Source organism: Phosphitispora sp. TUW77, assembly GCF_048453025.1.
Taxonomy (GTDB): Bacteria; Bacillota; Thermincolia; order Thermincolales; family UBA2595; genus Phosphitispora.
This window is the reverse complement of record NZ_CP156677.1, coordinates 1,202,646-1,220,715: the sequence shown is the minus strand read 5'-3', so window position 1 is coordinate 1,220,715 and position 18,070 is coordinate 1,202,646. Positions and strand designations below refer to the sequence as shown.

Below are 18,070 nucleotides of genomic sequence, written 5' to 3'. Positions count from 1 at the left end.
TTCACCGTTCCATCCCTAGAAGCGCTTCCAGTCATGACGCCCCCTCCCTGTAAAGCAGGATTACGGTTACTTCTCCCATTCAAAGCCTTTAAGATATATTTTTTCCTAATTACTAGTATATTTTAGTCAAAACTCCTGAGCTTGTCAACCTTCATGGCAATTATTTCATTGATTCGACTTATATAGACATCCGGGTCTTTAGGATTATAGTGACTGGTAAGGTACCATGTCCCTGCCTTGACAAATTTTGACCCGGCACCGCCCCCCAATCCGATAACCGTCTGGCGTTCCTCAATCATCTGAATATTATAAACACATTCATGCCCACTGCGGGTATATCCAACGTTCTCTAAAGGACTGACCATGTTTTTCTGCCGATAAAGGTAATATGGCTTCATACCCATATTTACGGCAGCCTCTTGAGCAATGTAGAGCATTTTCTCCACCTCCCGCGCCGGGGCAGCTTTAAAATGGTCTTTTGCTTCAATTATTCGCGAAGCGCGTTTTACTGCCATTGTGTGTACCGTGAGGTTTTCCGGTTCAAATGCTGCAATTGCAGACATCGTATTCTCAACATCAGCAGTAGTTTCTCCGGGAAGACCAATGATAACATCCATGTTTATTGTATTAAAACCTGCCAGTCTGGCCATGGCAACAGCATCAGCTACCTGCTGCACTGAATGACGCCGTCCGATAACCTCAAGGGTCCCGGGGTTCGTGGTCTGGGGATTAATGCTAACTCTGGCAACTCCCTGTTCCCTGGCTGATTTAAGCTTTTCAATAGTAATAGTATCGGGCCGCCCGGCTTCCAAGGTTATTTCAACAGTTGCTTCCGATACCAGAGAATTATTTATGATATCAAGCAGATGAAGTAGTTTTTCACTGCTAAGAACAGTTGGCGTCCCTCCACCTACATAAATAGTCTGCACTTTGAGTCCCATTGCCTTGACAGCTTTGCCAATTCCCTTGATTTCACATGCCAGGGCTTCCAAAAACGGTTCAATCAGTTTGGTGCCGTTCTCCACCGGGTATGAAGGGAACGAACAATAAGCACACCTGGTCGGGCAGAATGGTATTCCAATATATATACTGATCAATTCACCGGCCTCTTTTTCTGAGAGCAGATAAATTCTCTGCCGCAAGGCTATATCTATAAGCAGTTCAGCCTTGTCCTTCGACATATCATATGCCGTTGTCAGGTATTGGTTTATACAGTCAGGCCGCCATCCCTCATCAAGAAGCCTGTGTACTATCTTGGTCGGCCTAATCCCGGTAAGGATTCCCCAGGGACCAGCCGGTTGTCCGGTATATTTAGACAACAACCTAAAGAGGGCCAGCTTAACCAGCCTCTTCAGGTTGTTTCTCAGGTCATCTGGAAAAGGAAGTGATTTCATGTTTGCGGTTACCTGTTCAGCAGTAAATATACCGCCTTTTATTAACTCAACAGCTCCTTCAATAAACTGACCGTCAGCATATACGGCAACTTTCAGTGTGATTTCACATTCTCCTGCATGTACCAGCCTGATTTCCGCATCAGGATAAAACAAGCGAACCACGTCCTGACCGGTAACAGCCAGTTCTTTATTGTCGGACAACAATTCAATTATCATGTTTCACCTTATGTGAGAATATCCCATTCATTTTATTAATACTTATGGAACCATGTCTTGTTCAATAATCCATTTACCCTCCGGATTAAGCACTGCGGTTACCAGGTGTTTTTTGTTGCTCCAGGCATCCTCTTTAGTAAACTCTGTCCCGACAACCTTCGTCGGATCGATATAATCCCAGGTTACTACAACAGTTTCGAAAACCTCCGCCGTTGCCCTTTTGCCATTAATTTCAAGATTGCTGATCCGGAGAGTTGTCGAATATTTTATGTCTTTTACATTACTCCACTGACCATTAGGAGACCAATCCATGTATGTCCTGTTCTGTTCCATAGCTTCAGGACTAAAATACTGTGATAATATTGCTTTATCTTTATACAACAACACCACATCTACCCGTATCTTAAAGGCATCTTCTATAAACTTCCTGACTTCATCCTTATTACTGCTTGTACAGCCCGAGATAATAACAATTATCACTATTAATAAAACAAAGTAGGTCTTTCTCATCCGACCGCCTCCGTTCCCTTTAAGCATCCCTTTTATATTATACACTAATTGGCTATAAAAAACTAAGTGAATTATATCAATTCATAAAACTAAAAAAGCCCCGTTTAACATGTAAACTGGTGCACTTGCTAAAATTCGACATTTTATTTCATTGACTTAATCATTTAATGAAAATAAAATTAATGTAAGTAGATATTTTTTTCACAAACTTTTAGAAGGAGGCACGAAACATGAAAAAACTAGCAGTACTTCTCATAACAACTGCTTTATTACTTTCTTTTATCGGCTCTGTCCAAGCTACCCCTGATAAGGCTGAAAAATCAGGCAAGTCCTGTAGTGAATGCCATTCCAGAATAAGTCATAAACCATTTGGAAATAATTAAAAATGACTTAGTAAAGGGGACCGTGTCATAAGTAATTACTACTTATGGGCATGGTCCCTGTCTTTGTGTCAGCAGATACCATTAAATTTTATATATAGGTACAATTCCATATCCCCGTTTCCTAATCCCCTTAATTATCCTGTCAAGCCCACCGACCACATCCTCCGAATTGCCGTGCAGGAGGATAACAGCGCCGTTATGCAGCTGTGCAGTTATTCCTTTTATTGCTTCCTCAGGACCACCCATGGGCAGCCAATCTTTAATAGCTATACTCCAAAATGCCGTTCGGTACCCCAAGTTCTTGGTCAGCCTAAGGGTGCGTTCACTGTATTCCCCCATCGGCGGCCTCATATACTTATATTTTATTTGATAACCAGTAATATCTTTAGCGATATCTTCCCAGCCGAGGATTTCCTGTTTTATTTCATTGTCAGACAGTATCGGCAGGCTTTTGTGTTTAACTGTATGATTCCCCAGGATATGTCCATCACTGATTATCTGCTTGGCTAACTCAGGTTCTTTCTTAATCCAATGGGTTGTGACAAAAAAACTTGCTTTAATATTATTTTGTTTTAATATTTCTAGTATTCTTGGGGTAAGACCTTCTTTTTCATAACCGAGGTCAAAGGTCAGGGTTACCTGTTTTTTGCTGTTATCACCTATAAAAAGAGCATCATATTTTTTTACCAAGTCACGCTGGTGAGCAGTAACTTCCGGAAGCCTTCCATCTTTAGATTTGACAAACCCCCAACCTTCCTTTCGATCATAAACCTCTGCAGTGCCACTGCTGTTTTCTTGACCTGGTATTAAGGAACTGTGTTCCTCAGACCCCATTTTATTGCCTGTTATTATATTAATCGCGGTCACGCTGATAACCACAAGGAAAACTAAGACCCCAAAAAACAACCTGTTTCGCATAACATAACCCCCTCTTACATATTGGTTCGCAATACTTATTGTTTCATAGTTTTTGCTAACCATAGGGAAGTTATGCCCTGGCAGGCACAGGAAAAACCGACCATATCCGCGAAATAATAATGACTTCTGCAGTAGTTTAGACGTTAGCTATCGGAGAAACGGGTTAAACTTGCGTTCGGCTTCTACCGTCGATTGACTGTTGTGTCCCGGATAGATATTCGTGTCATCTGGCAGTGCAAGTAATTTGTTGATAATAGAATTTATTAATGTATCAAAATCACCACCCGGAAAATCCGTCCTCCCGATTGAACCATTAAACAGTGTGTCCCCGGTAAAGACCGCCCCTTCGGCCTTCAGACTAATGCCGCCAGGGGTATGCCCAGGTGTGTGCAGAACCTCAAGTTTTAATTCCCCAAATTCAATGAAATCGCCGTCTGTCAACAGTTTGTCGGCTGGTTTAAAAGTAGTGGAAAAACCCATAAATGAAGCCAGATTCAGCTTCGAATCCCCCAGCATACCGGAATCTGCCTCATGAATCAAGATTTTGGCACCTGTCGCTTCCCGCAGGTCATCATTTGCGGCAATATGGTCAATATGCCCGTGAGTATCAATAATATATTTAAGGGATAATCCCTGTTCAGCAAGTAACATCCGAATCCTGGCGACATCGCCTCCAGGATCAATCACTACAGCTTCTTTGGTTTTTTCACAGCCAACCACATAACAGTTAGCCCCTAAAGGGCCCACGGGGATACCTTTGAGTATCATTCAACCACCCTCCCTATTAAAAAATCTTTTTACTGTCCAGAAGCATTGTTACAGGACCATGGTTATAAATTTCAACCAGCATAGTTGTCTGAAACCGGCCGGTATTTACCGGGATGCCCGCTTCCCTAAGCCTTGCAACAAAATTCTCATACAAGCATTCTGCTGCTTCCGCCGCAGCAGCGCCGGAAAAACTGGGCCGGCGGCCCTTGCGGCAGTCTCCCATCAGGGTAAACTGAGATACCGCCAGCACCTCTCCTCCGGTATCCAATACAGATAAGTTCATTCTTCCCTCCTGGTCCTCAAATATCCGGAGATTAGCGACTTTATCAGCCAAGTACCTGGCATCATCCCCGGTATCATCATGACCCACTCCTAGGAGCACAACCAGTCCCGGACCGATATCCCCAACCACTTCTTCTCCCACGGTAACCCTGCTCTGGGTCACCCGCTGAATCACAGCCCTCACATAGCCTTCCTCCCTAACTTTGAACCCTCCAAAATACCTGATTATACTCTGGGGGTGACCCTCCAGATATCGTAAACATCTTTAATTCGCCTAACTTTATTCATTATATGTTCCAACTGTTCCAGGCTGTTAACTTCCAGAACCAAGTCAATAGTAGCCATGCGGTTCTTGGTACCTCTGGCGCTAACCCAATTAGCACTTATTTTCATTTCCGAAAGTACGGTCATGACATCATTTAAGAGACCAGCCCGGTCCATAGCTGAAATCTCAAGGTGAACATGGTAAGAACCTTTATCGGTATCATCCCAGGCCACCTCAATCATCCGTTCATCTTCACCCAGGCCGTAAATGACCACATTACGGCAGTCTTTCCGGTGTACCGAAACCCCTCGCCCCCTGGTTATATAACCGACAACGGGGTCTCCCGGAACAGGGTTGCAGCATCTCGCCAAGCGAACAAGGACATCCTCTTCACCCTTAACGATGACATTGCTGCCAACCCTCTGGTTTCTCTTCCTGGGCTCCTTGTTAACAAAATCATCTATGTTTAGAACCTTTTCTTTTTTGGTATCATCCTTGATTCTTGTTATGATTTGTTGTGGAGTTACCACTCCCATTCCGACAGCACAATACAAATCATCAATGTTCACAAAATTCAATTTCTTGGTTATTTTAATTAGTTGGTCAGTCTTGATGAATTCTGCCGGTTCATCATAACCCAGCTTCTTAACTTCTTTCTCTAATATTTCTTTGCCCTTAACAATGTTTTCATCCCTGTTCTCCTTCTTAAACCAGGCCCTGATTTTACTCCTGGCCTCGGAAGTCTGCACCATATTCAGCCAATCTCTGCTGGGCCCGTTAGCCTGTTTGGTTGTCACAATTTCAAGAATATCACCATTTTTAAGCTTATAGTCCAGGGGAACCAATTTACCGTTAACCTTAGCCCCCACACACCTGTGTCCAACCTGGGTATGAATCCTGTATGCAAAATCAATGGGTACAGCATCCCGCGGCAGCTCAACAACATCACCTTTCGGAGTAAAAACAAATACAGTATCGGAAAACAAGTCAATCTTCAGGGTCTCCATAAATTCCCTGGCATCCCCCATATCCGTCTGCCATTCCAGAAGTTGGCGCAGCCAGGACAGTTTGGTATCAAAATCCTCATCCTTTCCGGCTCCTTCTTTATATCGCCAATGAGCAGCGATACCATACTCGGAGGTCCGGTGCATTTCCCATGTTCTGGTCTGAATCTCCAAAGGCTCACCCTGGGGTCCAATAACAGTTGTGTGCAAGGACTGGTACATATTTGACTTGGGCATGGCAATATAGTCTTTGAACCTGCCCGGTATCGGCTTCCAAAGGGTATGAATCATTCCAAGTGCGCCATAACAGTCCTTGACACTGTCAACCAGTACCCTTATGGCCATCAAGTCATAAATCTGGTTTAACTCCTTATTCTGTTCTTCCATCTTCTTATAAATGCTGTATAAATTCTTCGGTCTTCCCTGAATTTCAGCCTCTATGCCTACTGTTTCCAGTTTATCTTTTAATACCCTGATAACATTGCTTATAGCCGCTTCCCTGACAGCACGCTTTTTGGCAATCCCCTGAACAAGGTCATAATAATTTGGGGGGTCCAGAAAGCGAAAGGAAAGATCTTCCAACTCCCACTTGAGCTTATATATTCCTAAGCGATGTGCCAGAGGAGCAAATATTTCAAGTGTCTCAAAAGCGATTTCCTTCTGTTTCTCTTTACTCATAAACTTAAGGGTTCTCATGTTATGCAGCCTATCGGCAAGCTTTATCATGATAACACGAATATCTTTTGCCATAGCCAGGAACATCTTCCTGAGGTTTTCAACCTGTTGTTCCATTTTACTCTTATATTCTATACGACTTAGTTTGGTAACCCCATCAACCAAAAGTGCAATTTCAGAGCCAAAATTCTCTTCTATAATCTCCAGTGAAATACCGGTATCTTCTACCACATCGTGAAGCAGCCCGGCTGCAATTGTAACAACATCAAGTTCGAGCTTTGCCAGTATTATTGCCACATTAAGGGGGTGATTTATATACGCTTCCCCCGAAACTCTGTTTTGCCCCTGATGAGCTTCCTTAGCAAAAGCAAATGCCTTTCTAACCAAGTCCAAATCAACGTTGGGGCTAAATTTTTGTATTTCTGTAATCAACTGGCGGAATTTCACAAAAGCACCTTCCCTATACCTTAGTAAATTATTATATCATATTTATTCTACGGTTGATAACGACTATCCGGATATTTGTGTATCCAGGTATTTTTCAGGATAAATGGGCCTATTAATGAAACTCAGCAGTTCACCTGATGATGCCTTAAAAAAACACTCCTCAAATTCATGAAAAGCCTGTTTTTCTTCCTGCCCTTCAAGAAACCTCAGTGACGAACCTAAATCAATTTTTTTGTCCGGAACTGCTTCCAGGTATATTTCCCTTGCTCTTCCCTGCAGCTCTCTCCTGATAAGCCTTAGTTCCTCTAGGATTCCCAGGCAGGCCGAAACAAGGCTCGTCCTGACGTGTTTTATCCCTGCTTCTTTTAACCTCACGGCTATTTCTTCATTTGATGCCTCTATAGGATGTGAGCTTTCCGCCAATTTCCGGAGAACTACAAAAACCTTAGCCAGTGTATCCCTGTCAGGTGAGGATGTATCCATAATAAAACTATTGATAGCAGCATCACGCTTCCCACAAAGCAGGTGAATCTGCGCCTTTTCACCATCCCTGCCGCAACGGCCGCATTGCTGATTAAACTCAGTTAAATTAAAGTTCAGGTGAAACACCAAAATATGCCTGATATCCGGAATGTCAATGCCTTCACCAAAAGCTGATGTAGACACAACAGCAGTAATTTCCCCGGTCCTGAACATCCGTTCAATTGTATTCCTCTGAGTACTGCTAAGTCCTGCATGGTAAAAAGCGATCCTGCTGTTCAAATCCGGTACGGATTCACGCAGCATCGCAGCCAACTCCACAGTTTGCAGTCTGCTGTTAACATATATAATGCACTTAGATGCCGTACTAACAACTTGTTTCAGATAATCAACTTTTCCGGCGCAATCCCTTTTATCAATAATCTGCAAATTAGTTCTAATATGTGGATCAACGACCACCTTTTCCACATGAAGAGTATGAATAATTTCTTCAGCTACATCTTGATCCGCGGTAGCCGTAACAGCCATGATTGGGGGACTCCCCAGACATGCCGCAAGCTCTCCAAGACGTCTGTATATCGGCCTGTGAACCATGGACGACATCCCGATATGGTGACTTTCATCAACCACAAAAAGACCCACTTTTCTGGTCATCTGCTGCAGCTTTTGCATATGATAAAGGATAAATTCCGGAGTCGTTAATAAAACATCCAATTCTTCCATTTCCAAAGCAGTAAAAAGCCGAACCCGCTCCATCTCGGATATAGAGCCGTTTCCCTTAAAAACCCGGAGCCCCAGTTGTTCCAGCTTAACAGACATGCTTTCAAATTGATCATTTACAAGTGCACGCAAAGGATAAACAATTATAGTGATTTCCTTGCTTCGAATCGCTTTAAATGCGGCTGCTGTCTGAAAAACCGCGGACTTACCCCGACCTGTTCCAAAAATAGCCAGTGTGTTATAACCCTGGAGCAGATATTTGATAGCTTCTCTTTGCTTAACCCGGTAAGGCAGCTCTCCCAAAAGAGCCTGCCTTACCTTATCCAGCAATTTTTCATCATCCAGAACAGATAAGTTCTCACGCTTATGGTCAAATTCCTTTTGCTGGAGTTCTCCTCCTGCTTCCTTACTTTTTTGGATGATAATGTTAATTCCGTAATTTCTGTCTTTACCACCGGTTACCTGAGTCACATAGCTATTATACTTCTCCCCACTATCCAAAAGGGGGGCAAAATGCCTGGCAAGCCTTGCGTTCAGATATCCAACCTGTATCCCTGTGAAAGTTTCTATTTTGATGGCATTAGCATCATGTTTGTTATCCGGTTCCCTAACCAAGTTCATCTGCTGCCCTTCGGAAAGACAGGCCGCCTTTTCCTGCCTATCACCAAAAGTAACCCCGGCAACTTTTGTGTAAAATTCCTCTTTGACGCCAATATCCCTATAATAATCATCATTTAGATATAAAATGGCATTCTGAAACATCTCATCAAGAAATTTTTTTCCGCCGGTACAGTCTTCCGGCACCGGAACCATACTGCTGCCGGCATCCTGCTGTGCAGGCCTAAAGTCCTTTACATTGAGCTGTAGAGATGTACTGCCATTCCATTCATTTTTTTCCAGGACAAAAACCAAATCAATTAACTTGTCATCCTTCAAAGCTTGACTCTGAAAAGCAAGGTTAAATCCAATTCCATCCATCACCAGCCTGGTATCGGTAATTCTAAGTTTGAGATGTAATCCGTTTGAACCTACGCTCCGGTAATCAAGCACCCCCGCTCCTCGAAGGGTGAGGACCGGGTCAGGGTTCTGGCATCCATATGGAGCCAACATCGCTAACTGGCCAAACAATTTTTCATCTAGTTCACTAAGTTCCACTTCACTGTCTATAAACACTTCAGGTACTAAATCATCTTCCGTCATATTCAGATTTGCATACCGGTTAATCGCTTCATTAAACCCTTCAATGTTTTCCTTATCAATTGTCAGCCCTGCAGCCTGACTGTGACCGCCATACCTGGTCAGATAATCCCGGCATGCTCTAAAGGCTTCATAAATATTAAAAGAAGGAATACTTCTTGCAGACCCCTTAGCTATTTCGCCTTCAATACTCAGAAGGACTACAGGCCTATAATACTCCTTAGCCAATTTGGAGGCTACAATCCCAATTACTCCTTGGTGCCACCCTTCCTTTGCGAGGACTATTACCTTTTCCTTTTGAGGGTCAATACCTGTGGTCCGAATCATTTCCAAGGCTTCTTCATAAATCCCGGCCTCCAGCCTCTGTCTCTTGGAATTTAATAAGCTTAACTCCGCAGCCAAAGCCCTGGCTTCTTCTTCATCCTGACTGAGCAGGAGTCTGACACAAATACCGGCATCACCCAGCCTTCCGGCTGCATTAATCCTTGGCGCAATCTGAAAAGCAACATTGCGTGTATCAACATTGTTGATGTCTATACCACACTCGTCCATAAGTGCCCGCAAACCGGTGTTTTCCGTACTGCCTAATAATCTAAGCCCTTCTTTAACAAAAACCCTGTTCTCATTCTTTAATGGCACTATATCGGCAATAGTACCCAGACTAAGAAATTCCGTCATTTCCCTTAATTCCCTGATATCAGTTTGTTCCAACAAACTCTGCCCAAGTTTAAAGGCCACACCTGCCCCTGCCAAGTCCTTGAAAGGGTAAGTGCAATCAACTTGCCTAGGATTAATTATGGCAAATGCCTCCGGTAGTTCAGCAGGGGGTTCGTGATGGTCAGTAACTATTACATCAATACCGAGGCTGTTAGCCAGCCCTACCTCTGCAACAGCAGAAATGGCGCAATCTACAGTAATAATCAGATTAACTCCGTCTCTGCCTGCAGCCCTTACCGCATCCTGATTCATGCCATAACCTTCGGTCAATCGTTGAGGTATGTAATAATCAGTGTCCGCGCCGATCCCGTGCAGCGCCTTCAGTAATATTGCAGTACTAGTAACCCCGTCGACATCATAATCCCCGAAAATCCGGACTTTTTCCCCTTTGGCAACTGCCCGGCGTATTCTGGATACAGCTTTTTCCATATGTTTCATCAAAAACGGGTCATGCAGCAGATCTAAATTTCCTGATAGAAATTTTCTTGCTTCTTCAGTTGTGTTAATACCCCTGTTAATAAGGATTTGAGCAACTACCTTAGATATACCCAGCTTCAAAGAAAATATATCCTTTAGTGCAGTATTTGGCTTCGGAATACGCCAAATACGGGTATTTTCGATACCCGTTTGAGAACTCTTTTTTATCACTAACTTTCAGCTCCGCTAAAAATAATAATGTAAAACCGGCCTTGATTCAAAATGAAAAATGGCTGAGAAACGGTTTCCCACAGCCCTTTTTCAAAGTTGCCTATTGATTAGATTGATTGACACTTTTCTCTGTTTCCATGCCTACACTGGCACTATATAGCTCATCCAGTTTTCGCTGCAAGCACCCTGCTTCCATATCCAGAGTTTCTGCCTGATTTTTGTACTGTTTTAACATCTTCCTGAGTTTTAACTGTTTGACCAATCCAAAAAGTCCGGTTGCCAGTGCTCCTATCAATGCCGAACCAAAAATAACCAGAACAAGTGAGATATTCTTTAACTGCCAAAAAAATAATGTAATCTCTACCCTGGAAGCATTCTGTACCGCAAAAACAGCCACACCGATGGAAAACAATAATGCCAGTACAAGATAAATCTGCAACAGGCAGCCCCCCTTTAGACTTAAGCTCTGCTCTTGCCAACCCCTTTAAGCACAAACCAAAGCGGACTGGCATTAAATATTGATGAATATGCGCCACTGACCACCCCTATTAAAAGAGCCAGGGTGAAAATCTTTATTGTGGTTCCGCCAAACACCAGCAGGGCTACCAAGACAAAGATAACTGTCAACACAGTATTAATTGACCTGACCAGTGTTTGCATAATACTTTTGTTTACCAATTGAGCAAGGTCTTCTCCTTTTTTCCGTTTATTGAGATTTTCCCTAATCCGGTCAAAAATAACAATTGTATCATTTATAGAATAACCAATAATTGTCAGCACAGCCGCCACAAAAGTGCTGTCAACTTCCCACCAAAACAATGAAAAAATCCCCAGGGTTACCAAGACGTCATGAAGCAGGGCAATAATAGCTGATATTCCGAACTTAAATTCAAACCTGAAAGAAATGTAAATAACCATCAGTACAGATGCAATTAGAAGTGCCACTATTGCATTCCGGGTTAATTCCTTCCCAATCGTAGGCCCAATCTTGCTAATACTCATTTTACCTTCATCATAAGGGCCAACTTTTTCTTTTAGGATGGACAACAAGCCTGCCTGTTTCTCATCATCAAGGACTACGGTCCTAATAATTGCCGCCCGGCTGCCGCTCATCTGGATACTGCTCTTTTCCAGGCCTATTTCACCTAAAGCATCTCTTAACTGTATAACGGTAACATCATTTTTAAATTCAATGTTAATCAGGTTGCCACCGGTAAAGTCTATGCCAAGGTTAAGGGGTAAACCCACGGTAACCCATTTAAATGCCATACTGATTATCCCAGGGATAATTATCAGGAGTGAAATAGCAAACCATATCCTGCGTTTTCCAATTATGTCCATTACAATACACCTCCTAGGCCCCAAAGAGCTTTTTATTTTTTATTCCGGTATTAACGGTAAGCCTTAACAGCCATCTCGTAAAGGTAATTGCAGTAAACATACTGGCAAGGATACCAATACTAAGAGTAACCGCAAAGCCCCTGATAGCTCCTGTGCCAAAAAAATACAGAATTGCAGCCGCAATCAAAGTCGTGGTATTTGCATCAAAAACCGTAGTAAAGGCCCTTGAAAAACCTGCCTCAATTGATCGGCGCAGTGAATTACCTTCCTTAAGCTCTTCTTTAACACGCTCAAAAATAATTATATTGGCATCAACTGCCATACCGATAGACAGGAGAAAACCTGCAATTCCGGGAAGAGTAAGAGTTGCATTCAAAGCTGCCAGTATTCCAAGCACCAAAAACATATAGATAACCAGAGAAATATCTGCCAATATCCCTGGCAGGCGGTAAAAAGCTACCATAAAAATCAGAATTACGGTAACACCTATTATCCCAGCCTTGGTTGATTTCTCTAAGGAATCCACGCCAAGGGTCGGTCCCACACTTTGGATAGCCACCTTTTCCAGCTTAACCGGTAAAGCTCCCGAACGCAACAGGATAGCCAGCTTGTTAGCCTCCTCAAGTGTCTTATAGCCTCCGGAAATCTCAGCATTACCAGTGGTAATAGCATCCCTTACAAAAGGGCTTGTCAATACTTCATCATCAAGAATAATAGCAATAATCCTGTTAGGGTCATCTGGATTAGGATACTTTCGCACAAGTTCTGTGGTAATTTCAGAAAACTTTTTCTTACCTTCTTCATTAAACCGCAAGGCCACATAAGGCTCGTTATCTGTGGGCCTGGTAGCTGCCTGAGCATCCTTTAGGTCCTCACCGGTAAGAACGATCTTGCCCTCAGCGGTCACAAACATAAGCTGTGCCGTCTTTCCTATCATATCAATGGCTTCCTGGGTATTTTTGACCCCCGGCAGTTCCACAATAAGCCTGCGTGTTCCTTCCTTCTGGATAATGGGCTCCTTAAGTCCTGTCAGGTTCACCCTGTTTTCAATAACAGCTTTTACCTTGTCAATAGAATCAGCCTGAACAGGCGCTTCGGGAGTATCTACTGCCTCAAGAACGACATGCACACCACCCTGGAGGTCAAGGCCAAGGTTAATGTTGTTTTGTATAACCTGATACCTGACCAGGAAATATCCGCCCACTCCCACAACAAGTAAAATACTCAATAATATTGCAAGACTTTTGCCCTTCATTATGTACGTTTCCTCCTTAATTCAATTGTGCGGAACATACTCCGATTAAACCCTAGGATTTATTATATACCCGCCAAAAATGCTTGTCAATGCATGTGCATTCCCGGCAGCAGCAATATTACAGCAGTTTGGCGCCATTGATTTCCAGGGCAAAATGGCTGTTTAAGAAATCGGCTGCCCTGCGGCACAACACCATCCGGCTGAGGAATATTTCGAAATACTCCATAACAGGACATATTTCTATATCAATTGTGAGTTCCATGGTAATTACCCTGCTCTCACCGGCAACCTTGAGGTATGAATGTTCTACCGCATAGTTGACACGGTCATGGATATCAAATGTGGCAAAATCCTGGTTTCTTACCCTGGACCTGTGCACATCGGACTTATCAGCCAGGATAAGCGCTGCAGCTACGCTGTTGACCGGATGCCCATATTCTTCCTCATGGTTTCCGATTGCTGAGATAACTATGGAAATTTCTTCTGGAGGCATACCCATTTTAGACAGAATATGAAAAGCCAGGGTTGCTCCCGACTGACCGTGGTCATAACGGCTGATAACATTACCAATATCATGCATATACCCAGCAATTGCCGCCAGTTCAATTTCCCGCTTGGAATAATTGAGCCGTTCCAGGATATTTGCAGAAAGCTGGGAAATCAAATTAATATGCCTGTACCCATGTTCAGTAAAACCCATAACCCCCAAGTATTCATTGCCCTTTCTGATACAAGTGTCAACTATGGGATCCTTTTTTATGTCGTTAAGAGTTATCATTCAATCCTCCTTCGGGTAAACTACCAAAAAAATCGAGTGTTAAAAAATAAAGGGGCAGGTCTGTTCCCGCCCTCTGTTCAACTGCTTATTCTCCTTCACCCATGTAAGCAACAGACGATTTCAAGACTTCTATATTTACGTTATCTGCAACTTTCAGAATAATGGTTTTTTCCTTGACCTTTGTAACAGTGCCAATAATTCCACCAATGGTAGTAACCCTTACATTAGGTTCAAGGCTTTCGACAGTCCTTTGGTGCTGTTTCCTCCGCTGCTGCTGAGGACGTATCAGCATGAAATAGAATATAGCAACCAAAACCGCGAAATATATTATTGTGACACCATATTGTTCCATAGTTGTTTCCCCCCTTTACTGTAACTTGAACATTTTATAAACCATATTTTGCAAAAAACCTGTCCTTGAATTCAGGAAGGTAATCATCAGCAATCGCCGCCCTGATTCCCTTCATGAGATTAAGCAAGAAATGCAAGTTATGGATGGTCGTCAAACGCAAACCGAGAATTTCATTTGCCTTAAAAAGATGCCTGATATAAGCTCTGGTAAAATTGCGGCAGGTATAACAGGAGCATTCCTCATCAAGCGGGCGGAAATCCCTGGCATTGCCGGCATTTCTCACTACAAGCCTGCCATGTGATGTCATCACAGTTCCATTTCTGGCAATCCTTGTGGGAAGAACACAATCAAACATATCAACACCACGGATTACAGCTTCAATTAAGCAATCAGGTGAACCAACCCCCATTAGATAACGGGCTTTGTCCACAGGAAGCAAAGGCACCGTACAGTCCAGCATTTCATACATCAGCGGCTTTGGCTCACCCACACTCAAACCACCGATTCCATAACCGGGAAAATCCATTGCAGTAAGTTCCCTGGCACTGCGCTCCCGAAGTTCACGATATATACCACCTTGAACAATGGCAAACAATGCCTGGTCTTTATGATTATGAACCTTCTTACAACGCTCAGCCCATCTGGTGGTACGCTCCAGGGCTGCTTCAGTATATTCTCTGGTACAGGGATATGAAACACATTCATCAAAGGCCATTGCTATATCGGAGCCAAGGTCCATTTGTATCCTGGTAGCCCTCTCAGGACTCATAAAGTGAGTAGAACCGTCAATATGAGATTTAAAAGTTACCCCGTCTTCCGATACCTTTCGCAGCGGTCCAAGGCTGAATACCTGAAATCCACCGCTGTCGGTAAGTATAGGCCTGTCCCAGTTCATGAACCGGTGCAGCCCTCCTGCCTCCTTGATCAGATCTTCACCAGGCCTGAGATAAAGATGATACGTATTGCTAAGTATTATTTCAGCATTAAGTTCTTTGAGTTCCTGAGGGGTCATTGCCTTTACTGAAGCCTGAGTCCCCACAGGCATAAATACAGGGGTTTCAATAATACCATGAGGAGTCTGCAGCCTTCCCAGACGGGCTCCGGTTCGTTTACATTCTTTTATTAGTTCATACTTTACCGCCAATATCCCTTGCACCCGCCTTCTATCTGTCCATTATAGCAAAACTGCATAATAAAGGCAAACTATACTATCAGCATAGCATCACCAAAACTAAAAAAACGATACCTGTGAAAAACTGCCTGCCGGTAAGCCTCCAATACCTTTTCCCTGCCTGCAAATGCTGAAACAAGCATCAAGAGAGTTGATTTGGGAAGGTGAAAATTTGTTATCAAAACATCAACAATCTTAAACCTGTACCCCGGATATATAAAAATATCTGTCCAGCCGTCGCCCGGGCAAACCATGCCATTTTCTCCGCCCACTGTTTCCAGAGTCCTGGAAGCAGTTGTCCCTACAGATATAACACGGCCCCCTTCCCTTTTAGCTTTGTTGACTGCAGCAGCAGTTGCAGGACTTATTTCATAATACTCCGCATGCATTTTATGTTCCAAGATGTTCTCGGTTTTCACAGGCCTGAAGGTTCCAAGACCTACATGCAGCAGTAATTCTTCCGTTTTAATACCGGAACTCCTGATTCTTTCCAGAAGGTCAGGTGTAAAATGAAGTCCGGCCGTAGGAGCAGCTGCAGAACCGGGGGTTTTAGCATAAACTGTCTGGTACCGTTCCCTGTCAGACAGTTCTTTCCTAATGTACGGGGGAAGGGGCATCTGCCCCAACCGGTCAAGTATATCTTCGAACACACCGTCATAACTAAAATACAGCACCCTGCCTCCGGCTTCAGTGCTGCTAATGGCTTCCGCTGTCAGCATGCTTTCTCCGAAAGTGATTCTGGTGCCCGGCCTAACCTTTTTCCCCGGCTTCACTAAGGTCTCCCATGTATTTAATGCAATCCTTTTTAACAACACAACCTCAATCCTGGCCCCTGTCCCTTCCTTGACGCCAATCAGCCTTGCCGGAATTACACGGGTATTGTTCAGCACCAATACGTCTCCAGGGTTAAAATATTCAATACAGTCGGCAAACTGCCTATGTTCTATTTCACCTGTAGCTCGATGCAAAACCAAGAGCCTGGATTTATCTCTTGATTCGGCAGGCTCTTGGGCAATAAGTTCCTCAGGAAGGAAGTAGTCAAATTCTGATAGCTTCATTAGTTTTCCTCCACTGCCGGGTCATTTAGCTATTATAATCACTGGTAATTTGAACTCCTGTATAGTAAAAACTTAAAATATCCAGGTAATTCTTGCCCTGCTTAGCCATTTCATAAGCTCCCCACTGGGACATGCCTACACCATGACCCCACCCATGACCTTCAAACACTACCATACCGGCAGGAGACTTGCTGCAGACTGAAATACCATTTGCAGAGGCAATATAAAACTCCGCACTGGTTTCGTTCAGCACAACTGCAGTCCCTTCATCGGTTGCCGCATACAGGTTTGTCCCTTCAACCGGAGCGTTTTGGCCCAAACTATTTATCACATAATAACTGGGGTTCATAACCTGGTCTGTTTTGATATCAAATAACCGGCTCATGAAATTATCACTGCTTAAATATGTATAAAAACCGGGGTTAAACATCTGACCAAAACCTGTTCCGGTCATGGTAATAGTATTACCATTTATATCATTTATAATAACGGATTTGACCCTGCCTGAAGGGAGCTTTTCCAAGGTAAACGAGTTAATCGGGCCTATCTGGTTCCCTGTCTGGATTACCCTGTTCCTGACATCATCTAAAGAAACGGTATATGTCCAGTCAGCAAAGCCATGATTAGTACTACACGGGTCAGGTTTGCCTCTCAGGTATGGGACAGGGGTCGTGCCCCAAACATTTTCATTGTCCTCAGTATGACCGCCGCTGGTAGAGTGATATACAGCACTAATCGGCTTTTGGGCATAAACAATTATTTTTCCCGTAGTTTCGTTAACAGCCCTAGCAGCATTGTCCCCTTCACTGTTAAAACCGCCGTAAGCTTGATCATACTTGGTATCAAGAACATTAAACCCTTCAACAATTCTCTTGTTATAATTAGCCACAGTATAGGTACGTGCCGCAATGGCCTGAGCCTTTAATGCTTCTAAAGGCCAACCGTCACTCATCTCCCTAGGCACAACACCATAGAGGTATTCATCCATAGAGAGGTCATTGATAACTGTCAAGGCGGCACCTGAGTTGCGGAACTCCATATTTCCCCGGTACCATTTTCCGATATTCACACTCTGACCTTCATGGTTTGCATACCCTACAAGACACACCCTGTTCTCGGAGCTGTGGTTAACTTCCTGTACCATAACATAACCAGTGGTTATCTTCTGAATGTTTTCGTTTTGATAAACCTGTACACCGCCGGGAAGGTAAAAAACCTTCCATTGTTCACCTTCTGCCGGTATCGCAATTACTTCATCTCCCGGGATAGCAGCAAGATCAATAATCTGGTAATTTCCCTTTACTGAAAACGTGACTGAAGCCGCATTAAGATAAGAAGACCCTGTGTTGGATGTAATAATTCCTACTCTGACTTTTTCAGGAATCTCTGCCAGTGCAGGGATATTGGAAACCAGAACCATGAATACGGCAACAGTTAATATTAGCATTTTTTTGATTAATCCCTTTAAACCCGCCAAATGTAAACTCCCTC

Annotated in this window: 16 protein-coding genes and 1 other annotated feature (1 of these 17 running past the window's edge); of the genes, 1 reads left to right on the top strand and 15 read right to left on the bottom strand. The window is 43.4% G+C overall.

Annotation, left to right across the window (positions count from 1 at the left end; genetic code table 11):
* Nucleotides 1-92 (bottom strand) — a binding site (T-box leader); it reaches 141 nt to the left of the window's first position.
* A 30-nt stretch (nt 93-122) separates the two neighbouring features.
* A complete protein-coding gene (gene hemZ / locus ABFY19_RS05595) occupies nt 123-1,610 on the bottom strand; it encodes a coproporphyrinogen dehydrogenase HemZ (protein WP_418792262.1) in 1,488 nt (495 codons plus the stop codon).
* A gap of 42 nt (nt 1,611-1,652) precedes the next feature.
* The gene (locus ABFY19_RS05590; protein WP_418792261.1) at nt 1,653-2,120 is read right to left on the bottom strand and encodes a hypothetical protein; all 468 of its coding nucleotides are present in this window, start codon (nt 2,118-2,120) and stop codon (nt 1,653-1,655) included.
* A 230-nt stretch (nt 2,121-2,350) separates the two neighbouring features.
* Here ABFY19_RS05590 and ABFY19_RS05585 point away from each other — a divergent pair, with 230 nt between their 5' ends.
* Complete coding sequence (locus tag ABFY19_RS05585; RefSeq protein WP_418792260.1) at nt 2,351-2,503, top strand: hypothetical protein; 153 nt, start codon at nt 2,351-2,353, stop codon at nt 2,501-2,503.
* 81 nt (nt 2,504-2,584) lie between these two features.
* On the opposite strand, the gene ABFY19_RS05580 is transcribed toward ABFY19_RS05585, so the two are convergent.
* From ABFY19_RS05580 to ABFY19_RS05520, 13 genes are all read right to left on the bottom strand, one after another.
* Nucleotides 2,585-3,421, bottom strand: coding sequence for a delta-lactam-biosynthetic de-N-acetylase (locus ABFY19_RS05580; protein ID WP_418792259.1), 837 nt, complete (start codon nt 3,419-3,421; stop codon nt 2,585-2,587).
* Between the two features lie 147 nt (nt 3,422-3,568).
* Nucleotides 3,569-4,189 (bottom strand): MBL fold metallo-hydrolase, encoded by a 621-nt coding sequence (locus ABFY19_RS05575; RefSeq protein ID WP_418792258.1) that lies wholly within the window; start codon nt 4,187-4,189, stop codon nt 3,569-3,571.
* A gap of 16 nt (nt 4,190-4,205) precedes the next feature.
* Nucleotides 4,206-4,655, bottom strand: a complete 450-nt coding sequence (dtd, locus tag ABFY19_RS05570; RefSeq protein WP_418792257.1) for a D-aminoacyl-tRNA deacylase — start codon at nt 4,653-4,655, stop codon at nt 4,206-4,208.
* Nucleotides 4,656-4,696: 41 nt separating this feature from the next.
* On the bottom strand, nt 4,697-6,862 hold the full coding sequence (locus tag ABFY19_RS05565; protein ID WP_418792256.1) for a RelA/SpoT family protein: 2,166 nt from the start codon (nt 6,860-6,862) through the stop codon (nt 4,697-4,699).
* A gap of 63 nt (nt 6,863-6,925) precedes the next feature.
* Nucleotides 6,926-10,624: a single-stranded-DNA-specific exonuclease RecJ gene (recJ, locus tag ABFY19_RS05560; protein ID WP_418792255.1), complete on the bottom strand. Its 3,699-nt coding sequence runs from the start codon at nt 10,622-10,624 to the stop codon at nt 6,926-6,928.
* A 100-nt stretch (nt 10,625-10,724) separates the two neighbouring features.
* Entirely contained in the window at nt 10,725-11,063 is a 339-nt protein-coding gene (locus ABFY19_RS05555) for a LapA family protein (protein WP_418792254.1), read from the bottom strand.
* Nucleotides 11,064-11,083: 20 nt separating this feature from the next.
* Nucleotides 11,084-11,965, bottom strand: coding sequence for a protein translocase subunit SecF (secF, locus tag ABFY19_RS05550; RefSeq protein WP_418792253.1), 882 nt, complete (start codon nt 11,963-11,965; stop codon nt 11,084-11,086).
* 13 nt (nt 11,966-11,978) lie between these two features.
* The gene (secD, locus tag ABFY19_RS05545) at nt 11,979-13,220 is read right to left on the bottom strand and encodes a protein translocase subunit SecD (protein ID WP_418792252.1); all 1,242 of its coding nucleotides are present in this window, start codon (nt 13,218-13,220) and stop codon (nt 11,979-11,981) included.
* 118 nt (nt 13,221-13,338) lie between these two features.
* Nucleotides 13,339-13,998, bottom strand: coding sequence for an HD domain-containing protein (locus tag ABFY19_RS05540; RefSeq protein ID WP_418792250.1), 660 nt, complete (start codon nt 13,996-13,998; stop codon nt 13,339-13,341).
* Between the two features lie 85 nt (nt 13,999-14,083).
* Nucleotides 14,084-14,350: a preprotein translocase subunit YajC gene (yajC, locus tag ABFY19_RS05535; RefSeq protein WP_418792249.1), complete on the bottom strand. Its 267-nt coding sequence runs from the start codon at nt 14,348-14,350 to the stop codon at nt 14,084-14,086.
* A 34-nt stretch (nt 14,351-14,384) separates the two neighbouring features.
* The gene (gene tgt / locus ABFY19_RS05530) at nt 14,385-15,497 is read right to left on the bottom strand and encodes a tRNA guanosine(34) transglycosylase Tgt (RefSeq protein ID WP_418792541.1); all 1,113 of its coding nucleotides are present in this window, start codon (nt 15,495-15,497) and stop codon (nt 14,385-14,387) included.
* Between the two features lie 56 nt (nt 15,498-15,553).
* Nucleotides 15,554-16,579 carry a tRNA preQ1(34) S-adenosylmethionine ribosyltransferase-isomerase QueA gene (gene queA / locus ABFY19_RS05525; protein ID WP_418792248.1) on the bottom strand — a complete coding sequence of 342 codons (1,026 nt, stop codon included), beginning with the start codon at nt 16,577-16,579 and terminating at the stop codon, nt 15,554-15,556.
* Between the two features lie 25 nt (nt 16,580-16,604).
* Nucleotides 16,605-18,056, bottom strand: coding sequence for a SpoIID/LytB domain-containing protein (locus tag ABFY19_RS05520; protein WP_418792247.1), 1,452 nt, complete (start codon nt 18,054-18,056; stop codon nt 16,605-16,607).
* Nucleotides 18,057-18,070 lie beyond the last annotated feature (14 nt).

What these genes read in the sequence shown, in the direction of transcription:
- hemZ (WP_418792262.1), bottom strand. Translation starts at nt 1,610, where the DNA reads ATGATAATTGAATTGTTGTCCGACAATAAAGAACTGGCTGTTACCGGT.
- ABFY19_RS05590 (WP_418792261.1), bottom strand. Translation starts at nt 2,120, where the DNA reads ATGAGAAAGACCTACTTTGTTTTATTAATAGTGATAATTGTTATTATC.
- ABFY19_RS05585 (WP_418792260.1), top strand. Translation starts at nt 2,351, where the DNA reads ATGAAAAAACTAGCAGTACTTCTCATAACAACTGCTTTATTACTTTCT.
- ABFY19_RS05580 (WP_418792259.1), bottom strand. Translation starts at nt 3,421, where the DNA reads ATGCGAAACAGGTTGTTTTTTGGGGTCTTAGTTTTCCTTGTGGTTATC.
- ABFY19_RS05575 (WP_418792258.1), bottom strand. Translation starts at nt 4,189, where the DNA reads ATGATACTCAAAGGTATCCCCGTGGGCCCTTTAGGGGCTAACTGTTAT.
- secF (WP_418792253.1), bottom strand. Translation starts at nt 11,965, where the DNA reads ATGGACATAATTGGAAAACGCAGGATATGGTTTGCTATTTCACTCCTG.
- secD (WP_418792252.1), bottom strand. Translation starts at nt 13,220, where the DNA reads ATGAAGGGCAAAAGTCTTGCAATATTATTGAGTATTTTACTTGTTGTG.
- ABFY19_RS05540 (WP_418792250.1), bottom strand. Translation starts at nt 13,998, where the DNA reads ATGATAACTCTTAACGACATAAAAAAGGATCCCATAGTTGACACTTGT.
- yajC (WP_418792249.1), bottom strand. Translation starts at nt 14,350, where the DNA reads ATGGAACAATATGGTGTCACAATAATATATTTCGCGGTTTTGGTTGCT.
- queA (WP_418792248.1), bottom strand. Translation starts at nt 16,579, where the DNA reads ATGAAGCTATCAGAATTTGACTACTTCCTTCCTGAGGAACTTATTGCC.